At 51.5% G+C, this 13,364-nt stretch carries 13 protein-coding genes; 9 read left to right on the top strand and 4 right to left on the bottom strand.

The features are described from left to right. Positions 1-123: 123 nt before the first annotated feature. Positions 124-582, top strand: a complete 459-nt coding sequence (locus tag OOJ59_RS09315; RefSeq protein WP_038636987.1) for a YbaK/EbsC family protein — start codon at positions 124-126, stop codon at positions 580-582. 57 nt (positions 583-639) lie between these two features. Here the strand turns inward: OOJ59_RS09315 and bglJ are convergent, their stop codons facing one another. Both bglJ and OOJ59_RS09325 read right to left on the bottom strand, forming a co-directional pair. Continuing rightward, positions 640-1,317, bottom strand: a complete 678-nt coding sequence (gene bglJ / locus OOJ59_RS09320; RefSeq protein ID WP_051594501.1) for a DNA-binding transcriptional activator BglJ — start codon at positions 1,315-1,317, stop codon at positions 640-642. After that, complete coding sequence (locus tag OOJ59_RS09325; RefSeq protein WP_038636985.1) at positions 1,278-2,003, bottom strand: helix-turn-helix transcriptional regulator; 726 nt, start codon at positions 2,001-2,003, stop codon at positions 1,278-1,280. Before OOJ59_RS09325 ends, bglJ begins: the two co-directional genes overlap by 40 nt. 452 nt (positions 2,004-2,455) lie before the next feature. On the opposite strand from OOJ59_RS09325, the gene OOJ59_RS09330 reads away from it, so the two are divergent. The 6 genes from OOJ59_RS09330 to opgB all read left to right on the top strand — a co-directional run bounded on the left by OOJ59_RS09330 (position 2,456) and on the right by opgB (position 8,182). Continuing rightward, the gene (locus tag OOJ59_RS09330; RefSeq protein WP_160955834.1) at positions 2,456-3,232 is read left to right on the top strand and encodes a threonine/serine ThrE exporter family protein; all 777 of its coding nucleotides are present in this window, start codon (positions 2,456-2,458) and stop codon (positions 3,230-3,232) included. Then, positions 3,223-3,696, top strand: a complete 474-nt coding sequence (locus tag OOJ59_RS09335) for a threonine/serine exporter (RefSeq protein ID WP_038636981.1) — start codon at positions 3,223-3,225, stop codon at positions 3,694-3,696. The genes OOJ59_RS09330 and OOJ59_RS09335 overlap by 10 nt, the downstream gene beginning before the upstream one ends. Before the next feature lie 121 nt (positions 3,697-3,817). Further along, entirely contained in the window at positions 3,818-4,357 is a 540-nt protein-coding gene (gene dnaT / locus OOJ59_RS09340) for a primosomal protein DnaT (RefSeq protein ID WP_006686572.1), read from the top strand. 2 nt (positions 4,358-4,359) lie between these two features. Continuing rightward, positions 4,360-5,097, top strand: coding sequence for a DNA replication protein DnaC (gene dnaC / locus OOJ59_RS09345; RefSeq protein ID WP_038636979.1), 738 nt, complete (start codon positions 4,360-4,362; stop codon positions 5,095-5,097). Positions 5,098-5,167: 70 nt separating this feature from the next. Next, entirely contained in the window at positions 5,168-5,659 is a 492-nt protein-coding gene (locus OOJ59_RS09350; RefSeq protein ID WP_048215003.1) for a DUF2501 domain-containing protein, read from the top strand. A gap of 231 nt (positions 5,660-5,890) precedes the next feature. Beyond that, positions 5,891-8,182, top strand: a complete 2,292-nt coding sequence (gene opgB / locus OOJ59_RS09355) for a phosphatidylglycerol--membrane-oligosaccharide glycerophosphotransferase (protein WP_160955835.1) — start codon at positions 5,891-5,893, stop codon at positions 8,180-8,182. A gap of 43 nt (positions 8,183-8,225) precedes the next feature. Here the strand turns inward: opgB and OOJ59_RS09360 are convergent, their stop codons facing one another. Both OOJ59_RS09360 and OOJ59_RS09365 read right to left on the bottom strand, forming a co-directional pair. Further along, on the bottom strand, positions 8,226-9,671 hold the full coding sequence (locus OOJ59_RS09360) for a tagaturonate reductase (protein ID WP_160955836.1): 1,446 nt from the start codon (positions 9,669-9,671) through the stop codon (positions 8,226-8,228). 13 nt (positions 9,672-9,684) lie between these two features. Then, the gene (locus tag OOJ59_RS09365) at positions 9,685-10,707 is read right to left on the bottom strand and encodes a zinc-binding alcohol dehydrogenase family protein (RefSeq protein WP_121529971.1); all 1,023 of its coding nucleotides are present in this window, start codon (positions 10,705-10,707) and stop codon (positions 9,685-9,687) included. Positions 10,708-10,844: 137 nt separating this feature from the next. Between OOJ59_RS09365 and OOJ59_RS09370 the strand changes: the two genes are divergently transcribed. Beyond that, positions 10,845-11,759 (top strand): GntR family transcriptional regulator, encoded by a 915-nt coding sequence (locus OOJ59_RS09370; protein ID WP_038636960.1) that lies wholly within the window; start codon positions 10,845-10,847, stop codon positions 11,757-11,759. Positions 11,760-11,973: 214 nt separating this feature from the next. Next, positions 11,974-13,335 (top strand): MFS transporter, encoded by a 1,362-nt coding sequence (locus tag OOJ59_RS09375; RefSeq protein ID WP_160955837.1) that lies wholly within the window; start codon positions 11,974-11,976, stop codon positions 13,333-13,335. The last annotated feature ends 29 nt before the right edge of the window (positions 13,336-13,364 follow it).

The raw sequence follows: 13,364 nt of genomic DNA on the forward strand, positions 1-13,364 counted from the left end.
AAAAACTGCCAATGTTGCCATGTTGTTACAATAAAATATTTACAGCGAGCTTGCCCCTATGACAAATTACGCCATGCGGTTTTCTGCTGTATGGAGCTGCCCGTAGGCGATTTGGAGAGAAGAATGAGTTTGCAATCAGTACGCCAATTTTTGGCGCAACATGCCCCAGATATTGAGATCATCGAATTAGATCAGAGCACGGCAACCGTCGAGCTGGCAGCAAAAGCCCATAATGTCGAACCCGGTCAGATCGCGAAAACACTTTCGCTAAAAGTGAAGAACGACATCATTCTGGTCGTCGCCAAAGGCGATGCCCGGCTGGATAATAAAAAGCTAAAGAGCACATTCGGCGCCAAAGCCCGTATGCTGAGTAGTGATGAGGTCGTGAATGCGACGGGTCACCCCGTTGGCGGCGTTTGTCCTTTCGGGCTGGAAACACCGATATCGGTTTATTGCGATGTCTCTCTGAAGCACTATGCTGAAGTGCTGCCTGCGGCAGGAGCCATTCACAGCGCGGTTCGCATCACGCCGGAAAGGATGGCTGAGCTAACGTCAGCCACCTGGGTTGATGTGTGCCAATGATGTTTCACGCCCCGGGCCGGTGACTGAACCCGACACAAAATACGTCTACGTTGGCCGTCACGACGCCGCTTGTAGAATGGGTGTCGGTTCGCCTGCACGCAGATACAGCAGGATATCGGCAGCATCCAGTAAACCCGCATCTGAGCTCACGCCCAGCTTGGACATTACGTTAAATTTATGCGCCCGAATGGTTTTAATATTCCGTTCAAGCTGAACGGCAATCTGCGGCATCGAATAGCCATTTGACATAAAACGCAGTATTTCTCGTTCTGTGGGGCTAAGCACACGGCTTTGATTGATAAACCAATGGTTTTTCGCGCTTTCGGTTGTCCGGGTAGGGCAATTCAACGACGTAAACAAAGCTTCCTGCAGCACAGTTAACGAAGAGGCTTTGCTAACGACCCCATCCAGCGGCAATGGTGACAGAGAGCCAATTAAACGTGCCTCAGCATCGTCATCGGCAATCACCACACGCCTGATGCGAGGAAAATTTATCGCCATCTCCGTCAGATAGGCGAGTCCTGCTCTGCGATCGGTTCTGATAGCAGAAAGAGAAAAAATTACTGCCGAAAATGACATTTTTAACATCGCCTGACTAAAGGCAGGCTGGTTCGAAAAGAGATGAAGTGCGTATTGGTCATCTGGCATGGTATTAAATAAACTCTCAATACCCACGCGACTCATCGCACATTTTTCTACAAGTGCGACGTTTCTTTTAATGCTTCTGCTTTCCATTCCGTGGTCTCCCCATATACTGAAGGTAAATTCAGTTCTCGCGATCCTTGAGAACTATTTATCCATGCGTACATTTCTGCATTGCTATGTATTGATAAGCGACGCATGGCGCTGTTCTTTTGGGCGCTGATTGTTTTATTACTTTTCTTAAGTAACGATGCAATCTGGTTAATTCCCCAACCTTTTCCCAGGAGTCTCAGCACTTTCCTCTCCGAGAGAGTAAGTGCAATTGAGCGGGCGCTATTGTCAGCCAACTCTGGCATTACGGGAGGGGAAATCAGAGATTTACTTATCCTCTCAGCTCGGGTATTTCCCGCGTGAATTACATTCACTAAACTTTCAATCGGCTCAGCATCAGATAACAGCGAACTGATCGGGCACATCAGCAGTTCGATGGCGAGAGGGTAAAAAACACGAGATACAAGAAACACCCAATGAATATCACGGTATTGAGATAATAAAGAATAAAATTGTTCGCAAACTGAGCGAGGATGATTGCAGTCTGCTGATAAATCAGCAATCACCAAATCAGCGCACCGCAACTGCAACAATGTCAGTTCTTCAACAGAACGACAGTAAGTCAATTCGTAATCAGCAAACTGTTCTTGCATTACACCTTTAAGCCCAGTTTGTACGATCGGTAATTTGCTAATAATAATTGCGTTTTTGCAGCGTCCTGGCAACATATCCCCTCCACATTCACCAGTCCGTATTCGCATTTATTAGAAGATCCCTGATAAATTAAACGTATTAATTAACAGGAAAACCCTAAACAATAGACGAGGTGAATTGTTTATCCTTGGATTTCATTCAAACATTAAAATAATGGCGCTATAATCCCAATAGCGTCAAACTATTGAACCGTTATTACAAAATTACGCATAAATACATTCTATGTACAATTAAAAGAACTAAAATAGAACGTTAGAATTGCTTACGTATTTGCCATCCTGATAAATAAAACTATCTTATCATGTGATACTGTTTTTATTGATTAGCAGGTAAGGCATGTAAGCGAGTACGACCTGCGTCTTTTTTCAACACAAAGATTGATCTTGCCAGAGCCAACTGGCTCATGCTTCATGATAAAAAGAAGACATTCACTATTCAATGAGATCCTTTTCAGTCAGAGCGAACCATGCAAACAGAGCAGTCGTCACAGCGAACGGTTACACGGTTATGTATACAATGTGGGCTTTTTTTACTCCAGCATGGTGCAGAAAGCGCGCTGGTTGACGAGCTATCCACTCGCCTCGGCCTGGCGCTTGGCATGGATAGCGTAGAAAGCGCCATCTCCTCCAACGCGATTGTCCTGACCACCATTAAAGATGGACAATGCCTGACGTCGACCCGAAAAAATCATGATCGCGGCATTAACATGCACGTCGTGACGGAAGTGCAGCACATCGTTATTTTAGCGGAACACAAACTACTGGATATACAAGGCGTTGAGAGGCGCTTCAGCCAGATTAAGCCGCTACGCTATCCAAGATGGCTGGTCGCATTGATGGTCGGTTTGTCCTGCGCCTGCTTTTGCAAACTCAATAACGGCGGATGGGACGGCGCGGTGATCACCTTTTTCGCCAGCATGGTGGCGATGTATATCCGCCAGATTCTGGCGTCACGGCATTTGCACCCGCAAATCAACTTTTGTATCACCGCCTTTGTGGCGACCACAATATCCGGCCTGTTGCTGACGCTGCCGACCTTTAATCACACCCCAACCATCGCCATGGCTGCCAGCGTGCTGCTGCTGGTTCCGGGTTTTCCGTTGATCAACTCTGTCGCGGATATGTTTAAGGGGCACATTAATACCGGGCTGGCTCGCTGGGCCATTGCCAGTCTCCTTACGTTGGCAACCTGCATTGGGGTGGTTATGTCGATGACCTTATGGGGGCTGCGCGGATGGGCGTGATCGATTTCATTCTGGCGCTGATACAGGACATGATCCTGTCGGCGATCCCGGCTCTGGGCTTTGCCATGGTGTTTAACGTCCCGCACCGCGCGCTTCCCTGGTGTGCGTTACTCGGCGCGCTGGGCCACGGTTCACGAATGGTGATGATGAGCGCAGGGTTTAATATTGAATGGTCAACCTTTATGGCGTCGCTGCTGATTGGCTGCATTGGGATCCAGTGGTCGCGCTGGTATCTGGCGCATCCGAAAGTTTTCACCGTTGCGGCTGTGATACCGATGTTTCCCGGGATCTCCGCCTACACCGCCATGATTTCGGCGGTAAAAATTGGCCATTTCGGCTATAGCGAAGCGCTGATGATTACCCTGTTAACCAATTTCCTGAAAGCTTCATCGATTGTCGGCGCGCTCTCTATCGGCTTATCCGTACCAGGCTTATGGCTGTATCGCAAACGCCCACGCGTCTAGCGCGGTAATTTCTTAGCGCCTCGCAGAGGGGGAATCTCCCCCTCATCTGCTGCTCTCCTGGTTCTCTGTGTTACTATAAAAGCAGTCCCTTCTCGGTTGTTGTTCAGTTTTGAGAAACATTATGCCCTGCAAAATTTTGACGCCGGACGTCATCAGCATTGACGCCTTACTACACGATCACCACGCGGTACTGGCAAAGTCTGCGGGTGGCGCCGTAGCGGTATTCGCCAACAATGCGCCAGCGTTTTACGCGCTGACGCCTGCGCGACTGGCTCAGTTGTTGGCGCTTGAAGAGAAGCTGTCACGTCCAGGAAGCGATGTGACGTTGGATGCGCAATTTTATGAAGAGCCGCAAGCTGCGCCCGTGGCCGTGCCAATGGGGAAATTTGCGATGTACGCTGACTGGCAGCCCGATGCCGACTTTCAGCGCCAGGCCGCTCTGTGGGGCGTGGCGTTAAGAGAACCGGTCACCGCCGAGGAACTGGCCTCATTCGTCGCCTACTGGCAGGCCGAAGGCAAAGTCTTTCACCATATTCAGTGGCAGCAAAAACTGGCGCGTAGCATCCAGATTGGCCGGGCCAGCAATGGCGGAATGCCAAAGCGCGATGTGAACAGTGTCAGCGAACCTGACAGCCATATTCCACCAGGTTTTAGAGGATAACGATGAAAAACGTTGGCGATCTGATGAAACGTCTGCAAAAAATGATGCCGCCCAATGTCGAGCCTGCCTTTAAAACGGGCGAAGAGCTACTGGCATGGCAAAAAGAGCAAGGTGAAATTCGTGCCGCAGCGCTGGCCCGCGAAAACCGGGCCATGAAAATGCAGCGCACATTCAACCGCTCTGGTATCCGTCCGCTGCACCAAAACTGTTCATTCGATAACTATCGGGTGGAATGCGAAGGTCAGATGAACGCCCTGAGCAAAGCCCGCCAGTACGTTGATGAGTTTGACGGCAACATCGCCAGCTTTATTTTCTCGGGCAAACCCGGCACCGGCAAAAACCATCTGGCGGCAGCTATCTGCAACGAACTGCTGCTCCGCGGTAAGTCGGTACTGATCATTACCGTGGCTGATATCATGTCGGCGATGAAAGAAACCTTCAGTAACCGTGAAACCAGCGAAGAACAGTTGCTCAACGATCTTAGCAATGTAGATCTGCTGGTGATCGATGAGATCGGCATGCAGACCGAATCCCGCTATGAAAAAGTGATCATCAATCAGATCGTCGATCGCCGATCGTCCTCAAAACGCCCGACCGGTATGTTAACCAACAGCAATATGGATGAAATGAACAAACTGCTGGGTGAGCGCGTGATGGATCGCATGCGTCTCGGTAACAGCCTGTGGGTGATTTTTAACTGGGACAGCTACCGTAGCCGGGTAACAGGAAAAGAGTATTAACGTATTAGGACCACTCCTAAAGCTGCCAGCGCTATACTGCGCTGAAAAGGCATAACACGAGTTGCATATAATGATGAAAACAACCAAACGTCTGCTGTGCTGTGCGCTTGCCGCCAGTACGCTCATCTCCACCAGCGTTTTTGCCGCCTCCTGGCAGGACTCGCTCTCCAGCGCGGCCAGCGAACTGAGCAAACAAAGCTCCGGCTCGCAGGGCAGCTCGTCGCTCTCCTCCCTGACCAGTCTGCTGAATGGCAGCAATCAGTCACTGACCTCAAGCAGCATGAATAACGCCGCCGGGATCCTGGAATATTGCGCCAAACAGAAACTGGCCTCGGTCACCGACGCGCAAAACGTCAAAAACCAGGTGCTGGATAAACTCGGCCTCAGTGCCCCAGAGCAGAAACAAGACACCAACTACATGGACGGCATTCAGGGCCTGCTCAACGCCAAAGATGGCCAACAGCTGGACCTGAACACGATTGGTAATAGCTCGCTGGCGAAGCAGGTAAAAACCAAGGCCTGCGATCTGGTGTTAAAACAGGGTATGAACTTCATTTCCTGAGGCATTAAATGCCGCGTATCCCCTGCGCGGCATCCCCCTATTCCTGCCGATACAGACCGCCATCACGAGAGCCGTAATTACCCGCAGAAAAACGCGCATATCTAAACCAATTCTGAATAACAACGTAATTTAATGTCACTACAATTGCAGCAATATAACAACGCTATTACATTGTTCTCTCACCAAATGATTAGCCTGCCAGGCATGTGCCCGGTTTACTGAGGATCGACCGTGTCAGAATTAATCTCCATCACTCTGTTTCTCGCTTCAGTGCTGATTTACGCCTGGAAAGCGGGTCGCAATACCTGGTGGTTTGCCGCCACGTTAACGGTGCTGGGGATTTTTATTGTCTTGAATATCACACTGTATGCCAGTGACTATTTCACCGGCGACGGAATCAACGACGCGGTGCTTTACACTCTGACCAACAGCCTGACCGGCGCAGGTATCGGGAAATATATTCTGCCTGGCGTCGGCATTGCGCTGGCGCTGACAACCGTCTTCGTCGCCCTCGGCTGGATCCTTCGCCGCCGTCGCCATCACCCGCATCACGTGGGTTACAGCCTACTGGCCCTGCTGCTGGCGCTGGCCTCCGTTGACGCCAGCCCGGCGTTTCACCAGATAACTGAACTAGTGAAATCTCAGTCGCGCGATGGCGATCCGGATTTCCTGACCTATTATAAAGAGCCGTCGAAAACCATCCCTCATCCGAAGCTGAACCTGGTTTATATCTACGGCGAAAGTCTCGAACGCACCTACTTTAATAACGAGGCGTTCCCGGATCTGACCCCGGAGCTCGGCGCGTTGAAAAACGAAGGCATGGATTTCAGCAACACCATGCAGCTACCAGGGACGGATTACACCATCGCTGGCATGGTCGCTTCGCAATGTGGCATCCCGTTATTTGCGCCATTTGAAGGCAACGCCTCGGCATCGGTTTCCAGCTTTTTCCCCAACAATATCTGTCTCGGCGATATCCTGAAAAACTCCGGCTACCAAAACTACTTTGTGCAGGGGGCCAACCTGCGCTTTGCCGGGAAGGATGTGTTCCTGAAATCTCACGGGTTTGATCATCTGTACGGCGCAGAAGAGTTAAAAAGCGTGGTGGCGGATCCCGCATATCGTAACGACTGGGGCTTTTACGATGACACCGTGCTGGACGAAGCATGGAAAAAATTTGAAGAACTTTCGCGTTCAGGACAACGTTTTTCACTGTTTACCCTGACCGTGGATACCCATCATCCGGATGGATTTATCTCTCGTAGCTGTAACCGTAAACGTTATGACATCGACGGTAAGGCCAATCAATCTTTCAGCGCGGTGAGCTGCAGTCAGGAAAACATCGCTGAATTTATTAATAAAATCAAAGCATCCCCGTGGTTTAAAGATACCGTGATCGTGGTTTCGTCCGATCATCTGGCAATGAACAACACCGCCTGGAAGTATCTGAACAAGCAGGACCGCAACAACCTGTTCTTCGTGCTACGCGGCGACCAGCCGCAACAGGATACGCTGGCGGTGAAACGTAACACGATGGATAACGGCGCAACGGTGCTGGATATTCTGGGCGGCGATAACTTTATCGGCCTTGGCCGCAGCAGTTTGTCGGGCGAATCCGTGTCGGAAGTATTCCTCAACATCAAAGAAAAAATGCTGGCGTGGAAGCCCGATATCATCCGCCTGTGGAATTTCCCGAAAGAGATGAAAGAGTTCACCATTGACCAGGACAAGAACATGATCGCGTTCTCCGGTAGCCATTTCCGCCTGCCACTGCTGCTGCGCGTATCGGATAAACGCGTCGAACCACTACCAGAAAGCGAATACTCGGCGCCGTTGCGCTTCCAGTTGGCGGATTTCGCGCCGCGTGATAACTTTGTCTGGGTCGATCGCTGCTACAAAATGGCGCAGCTGTGGGCGCCGGAGTTGGCGCTTTCCACCGACTGGTGCGTCTCTCAGGGGCAACTGGGCGGGCAACAAATTGTGCAGCACGTTGACAAAGCCAAATGGAAAAGCAAAACCGCCTTTAAAGACACGGTGATCGACATGGAGCGCTACAAAGGAAACGTCGATACACTGAAAATTGTCGATAACGATATTCGCTACAAAGCCGACAGCTTCGTCTTTAACGTGGCGGGCGCGCCGGAAGAGGTGAAACAATTTAGTGGTATTTCACGCCCCGAATCCTGGGGACGCTGGTCCAATGCGCAGCTCAGTGAAGAGGTAAAAATCGAATACAAAGCGCCATTGCCGAAAAAATTCGATCTGGTCATCACCGCCAAAGCCTATGGCGATAACGCCAATCGCCCGATACCCGTGCGCGTTGGCAATGAAGAACAGACGCTGGTGTTAAGCCATGATATCAGCACCACTACCTTACATTTTGAAAACCCGGCAGATGCCAATACGCTGGTGATTATCCCACCCGATCCGGTTGCCACCAACGAGGGCAATATTCTCGGCCACTCGCCGCGGAAGCTGGGGATCGGAATGGTTGAAATCAAAGTGGTGGCAGCTCAGGGTTAAAAAAAACAGCGCCCAACACCACTCCGGGCGCTGCATGGCAACCTTATTCCAGACTGTTCACCGCCTGACGCATACCTTGTACCAGAATCATTTCCAGATTGGCTGTCACCTGCTCAGCAAGACCTGGCAATAACGTTAAATCTTCACCCCAGTGCGCGGCCTCGCCGAGCACTGCATTCACCAGTTCCAGCAGCGTTAAATCATTGCCAACTTGCGGCCACAGGCTGGCATACAGATTTATCCACTGCTCGTCATCCTGCAATGGATAGCCTTCCCCGGCCCGTTCACCGCGATAAAACGCCAACAGCGCGGCCAGAGCGAAGGTTAAGCGCACAGGCCAACATCCATTTTGCTGGCCCGCCAGCAGTTGCGGCAATATACGGGTGCGGAATTTGGTCATGCCGTTAAGCGCGATGGAAAGTAACTGATGGCGAATGTAGGGGTTCTGAAAACGCCTGCTCACCGCACCGGCAAATTCTCGCAGTTCATCGGCGTCGAGATCCAATACCGGTATAATTTCCTCGCTAACCGCCCGCTCGACAAAACGGCGGACATCGGCATCCTGCATCGCTTCGCCAACGGTATCCAGCCCGCACAGCCAGGCAACCGGCACCAGCGCCGTATGCGCGCCGTTCAGAATCGCGACCTTACGTTCCTTGTACGGCTTAATATCGTTTACTACTCGGATATTCAGAGGGCATTGCGCCAGCTTTAACTCTTCAGCCAGCCATGCAGGTCCCTGAATCACGAACAGATAAAAGTGTTCCGCGGTATCGAGAAATGCATCGTGATAGCCAAGCGTAGCTTCCAGCGCGGCGGCTTCTTCGCGCGGGTAGCCGGTAACAATGCGGTCAACCAGCGTGGAACAGAAGGTATTCGCCGTTTCCACCCAATCGGCAAACGCCGCAGGAAGCTGCCAGTCCTGCGCATACTGCAGCACCAGCGTTTTAAGCGCATCGCCGTTATAGTCGATCAGTTCGCAAGGAATAATCACCCAGCCCTTATCCATCGCCCCCGCAAAATGGTTAAAGCGCTCCAGCAGCAGTCGCGTCAGTTTGGCCGGAAAACTCACCGGCGGGGTATCATCCACACGGTCCGCCGCATGATAGCTAATCCCGGCTTCAGTGGTGTTCGAAAACACAAAGCGGATGCCCGCATTGTGCGCCAGCGTCAGATACGCCGCGAAATCCTTGTACGGGTTGATTTCGTTATTCACCGAACGAATCAGCCGCGCCTCGCTTACCGCCTCGCCCTGCTCGTTCAACCCACGAATAAGCGTGGTATATAACCCATCCTGAGCATTCAGCGACGGCGGAAAATCGGTATTAATCGGGCGAACGATGGTCACGCCAGCATTGAGATCCGTTTTCTCATTAAGGATATCCAGTTGCCAGTCGACAAACGCCCGCAGAAAATTACCTTCACCAAACTGGATCACGCGCGTAGGGTAGCTGACACCCGGAAAATCACGTCGATTCAATGTTTTCATCACACTTATCCTCTCAGAACGTGATCACGCCTTTAATCAGTTCCCGGTTGTTAATCACGTCCCGCTCGTAGATCTCTGCAAGTTGGGCAAACGCGTAACGGTGCGTGAGCATCATGTCGGCGGTCAGTTTGCCTGCCGACATCAGGCGGCCAACCTTGGCAAAATCTTCCGGGGTCGCGTTGCGACTGCCCATCATGGTGGTCTCTTTCTTGTGGAACTCAGGATCGGAGAACTGTAAATCGCCTTTAAACAGCCCAACGAAAACGATGCTGCCCCCATGGCGAATCAAATTCACCGTGTTGTTCATCGCATGCTGATTCCCCGTGGCATCAATGACCTTTTGCGCCAGCGAGCCGCCAAACTGAGCGCGCAATTGCGCATCAAAATCTTCAGCAGACGGATCGATAACCGGAAGATCCAGTCGGGAAACCACATGCTCCCGGCGCGCGGGGCTGGTATCCGCCACCACCACTTGCGCGCCATCGGCTTTGGCAATCGCCGCCGCGCCCAGACCAATCGGACCGGCACCGACCACCAGCACCTGCTCACCCGGCGCTACCGCCGCCCGACGTACCGCATGTGCGCTGATGGCATAAGGCTCAATCAACGCCGCCGCCTGCGGGTCAATGCCCTGCGCATCCAGCAGGTTGGTCACCGGCACGGACAAGTATTCGCTGAAGCCGCCATCCTGGTGCACGCCAATCACTGAAATATTCTCGCAGCAGTTGGTGCGCCCGCTCAGGCACGCCGGACACTGCTGACAGGCCACGTAAGGAATAACCGCCACCTGCTGGCCATTTTTCAGATTTTGTATATTTTTACCCAGCCCGACAATTTCCCCACATATTTCATGGCCTAATACACGTGGATAGCTGAAAAAAGGTTGATTGCCGCCCCAGGCATGAATATCGGTGCCACAAATTCCCACCGACTTAATTTTAATTAATGCCTCACCCTCACCCGGAACAGGTATTTCACGCTCTTTCCAGACTAATTTTTTAGGTTCCTGGCAAATCAACGTATTCATCGTAGACATGATTCTGCTCTCCTGTTTTTTTGTTGCCTCAGATATCGACGAAAATAAAAAAACCGGAGAAAGCGGAAACGTAATCTGTGAATCTCAGCGCATAAAAATGTTTTAAATCGGGTTTTAATAGCGAAAAAGGAGACACCATGAGCCGTTCACAGAACTTACGCCACAATGTGATTAACCAAATAATCGATGATATGGCGCGTGGTCATATCCCTTCCCCACTTCCGTCGCAAAGCGCGCTGGCCGAGATGTACAACATCAGTCGCACCACCGTGCGCCATATGCTGAGCCATTTAAGCGAATGCGGCGTACTGACACAGGTCGGCAGCCACTATGTCATCGTGCGTAAACCTGACCATGACGACGGTTTTGCCTGCACCACCGCCTCCATGACCGAGCAAAACCGGATCTTCGAGCAGGCTTTTTTCACCATGATCAACCAGCGCCAGTTGCGCGCAGGCGAGAGTTTCTCCGAACTGCAGCTTGCCAGAGCCGCAGGCGTCAGTCCGGTAGTTGTGCGGGAATATCTTTTAAAATTCGAACGTTACAACCTGATTAAAAACGAAAAACGCGGTCAGTGGAGCATGAAGCAGTTCGATCAGGCCTATGCGGAACAGCTGTTTGAACTCAGAGAAATGCTTGAGACCCATTCTTTACAGCATTTCCTCAATCTGCCCGATGATGACCCGCGCTGGCTGCAGGCCAAAACGCTGTTGGAGCGCCATCGCATCCTGCGCGACAGCATCGGCAGCAGCTTTCGTATGTTCTCGCAGTTAGACCGTGAGTTTCATGCTTTACTGCTCTCTGCTGCCGACAATATATTTTTTAATCAATCACTTGAAATCATCTCCGTGATTTTCCACTTCCACTATCAGTGGGATGAAAGCGATCTTAAACAGCGCAATATCATTGCCATCGATGAGCATATGACTATCCTCAGCGCGCTGATCTGCCGCAGCGACCTGGATGCCACCCTGGCGCTATGTAACCATTTGAATACAGCCAAACAATCGATGATCCGCTCCATTAATCAAAGTAGCGCTGCTGCGCATTAAGTACCGATAAAAAACAGCAAACCATTACCGGGAGCACGATTTTATAAAAATATAAACCCCTGAAAAATACCTCTTGCCTATGCTCACGCTAAGTCGACTGCATTAAAAACTTTTGTGAGCGGTGATGAGTAAATTGATTCATCACTGGTATTTTTTCAATACTGCACAGCCCACTGCTGTGTGAAAATAAATTATTGAGGTTCAGGAGTCCGGCGTGGAAAAAAATAATATTACCCTCGACCCGAGTTCTTCGTTTGACACGTCGTCATCAGCGGATATTAATGTTCCGCCTGAGGGCATGGTACAACGCAGTAGCCGAATTAAACGTATTCAGACCACAGCAATGATTTTATTATTTTTTGCTGCGGTGATTAATTACCTCGACCGTAGTTCATTATCAGTCGCCAACTTAACAATTCGGGAAGAACTGGGGCTGAGCGCCACGCAAATCGGCGTCCTGCTGTCGGTCTTCTCTCTCGCTTACGGTATTGCACAACTGCCCTGCGGCCCGCTGCTGGATCGCAAGGGCCCGCGCATTATGTTAGGACTCGGGATGTTCTTCTGGTCGCTGTTTCAGGCGCTGTCCGGGATGGTACACAGCTTCACTCAGTTTGTGCTGGTGCGTATTGGCATGGGGATCGGCGAAGCGCCCATGAACCCGTGCGGCGTAAAAGTCATCAACGACTGGTTTAACATCAAAGAGCGCGGCCGCCCCATGGGTTTATTTAACGCCGCCTCCACCATCGGCGTCGCCATTAGTCCACCGATTCTGGCTGCAATGATGCTGGTTATGGGCTGGCGCTGGATGTTTATTACCATCGGCGTGCTGGGCATTTTCCTCGCCATCGGCTGGTACATGTTGTATCGCAACCGCGAGCAGATTGATCTGAGCGCCACAGAACAGGCTTACCTGAACGCCGGCAGCGTCAATGCCCGCCGCGATCCGCTGAGCTTTGCCGAATGGCGCAGCCTGTTCCGCAACCGTACCATGTGGGGCATGATGCTGGGCTTTAGCGGCATCAACTACACCGCATGGTTATACCTGGCCTGGCTGCCGGGCTACCTGCAGACCTCCTACAACCTGGATTTAAAAAGCACCGGCTTAATGGCGGCCATTCCGTTCCTGTTTGGCGCAACTGGCATGCTGATTAACGGTTTTGTCACCGACTGGCTGGTGAAAGGCGGTATGGCACCGATTAAGAGCCGGAAGATTTGTATTATCGCCGGGATGTTCTGCTCTGCAGCCTTCACCTTCGTGGTACCGCAGGCGACAACGTCAATGGCCGCGGTGTTACTGATCGGTATGGCGCTGTTCTGTATCCACTTCGCCGGAACCTCCTGCTGGGGCTTGATCCACGTTGCCGTCGCCTCACGTATGACCGCCTCCGTAGGCAGTATCCAGAACTTTGCCAGTTTTATCTGCGCGTCCTTCGCGCCGATCGTTACCGGCTTTATTGTGGATACCACTAACTCTTTCCGCCTGGCGCTGATTATCTGCGGTTGCGTCACCATGGTGGGCGCCCTCGCCTACATCATCCTGGTACGCCAGCCCATTAGCGATCCGCGTAAAGATTAATCCTCCAGATGCCCGATAACACCGCGCTT

Source organism: Citrobacter sp. W9 (assembly GCF_026719375.1).
Lineage (GTDB): Bacteria > Pseudomonadota > Gammaproteobacteria > Enterobacterales > Enterobacteriaceae > Citrobacter > Citrobacter werkmanii.

Excerpts from the sequence above, each read along its gene's own strand:
- OOJ59_RS09315 (WP_038636987.1), top strand. The coding sequence starts at position 124 with ATGAGTTTGCAATCAGTACGCCAATTTTTGGCGCAACATGCCCCAGAT.
- bglJ (WP_051594501.1), bottom strand. The coding sequence starts at position 1,317 with ATGGAAAGCAGAAGCATTAAAAGAAACGTCGCACTTGTAGAAAAATGT.
- OOJ59_RS09325 (WP_038636985.1), bottom strand. The coding sequence starts at position 2,003 with ATGTTGCCAGGACGCTGCAAAAACGCAATTATTATTAGCAAATTACCG.
- OOJ59_RS09330 (WP_160955834.1), top strand. The coding sequence starts at position 2,456 with ATGCAAACAGAGCAGTCGTCACAGCGAACGGTTACACGGTTATGTATA.
- OOJ59_RS09335 (WP_038636981.1), top strand. The coding sequence starts at position 3,223 with ATGGGCGTGATCGATTTCATTCTGGCGCTGATACAGGACATGATCCTG.
- dnaT (WP_006686572.1), top strand. The coding sequence starts at position 3,818 with ATGCCCTGCAAAATTTTGACGCCGGACGTCATCAGCATTGACGCCTTA.
- dnaC (WP_038636979.1), top strand. The coding sequence starts at position 4,360 with ATGAAAAACGTTGGCGATCTGATGAAACGTCTGCAAAAAATGATGCCG.
- OOJ59_RS09350 (WP_048215003.1), top strand. The coding sequence starts at position 5,168 with ATGATGAAAACAACCAAACGTCTGCTGTGCTGTGCGCTTGCCGCCAGT.
- OOJ59_RS09360 (WP_160955836.1), bottom strand. The coding sequence starts at position 9,671 with ATGAAAACATTGAATCGACGTGATTTTCCGGGTGTCAGCTACCCTACG.
- OOJ59_RS09365 (WP_121529971.1), bottom strand. The coding sequence starts at position 10,707 with ATGTCTACGATGAATACGTTGATTTGCCAGGAACCTAAAAAATTAGTC.
- OOJ59_RS09370 (WP_038636960.1), top strand. The coding sequence starts at position 10,845 with ATGAGCCGTTCACAGAACTTACGCCACAATGTGATTAACCAAATAATC.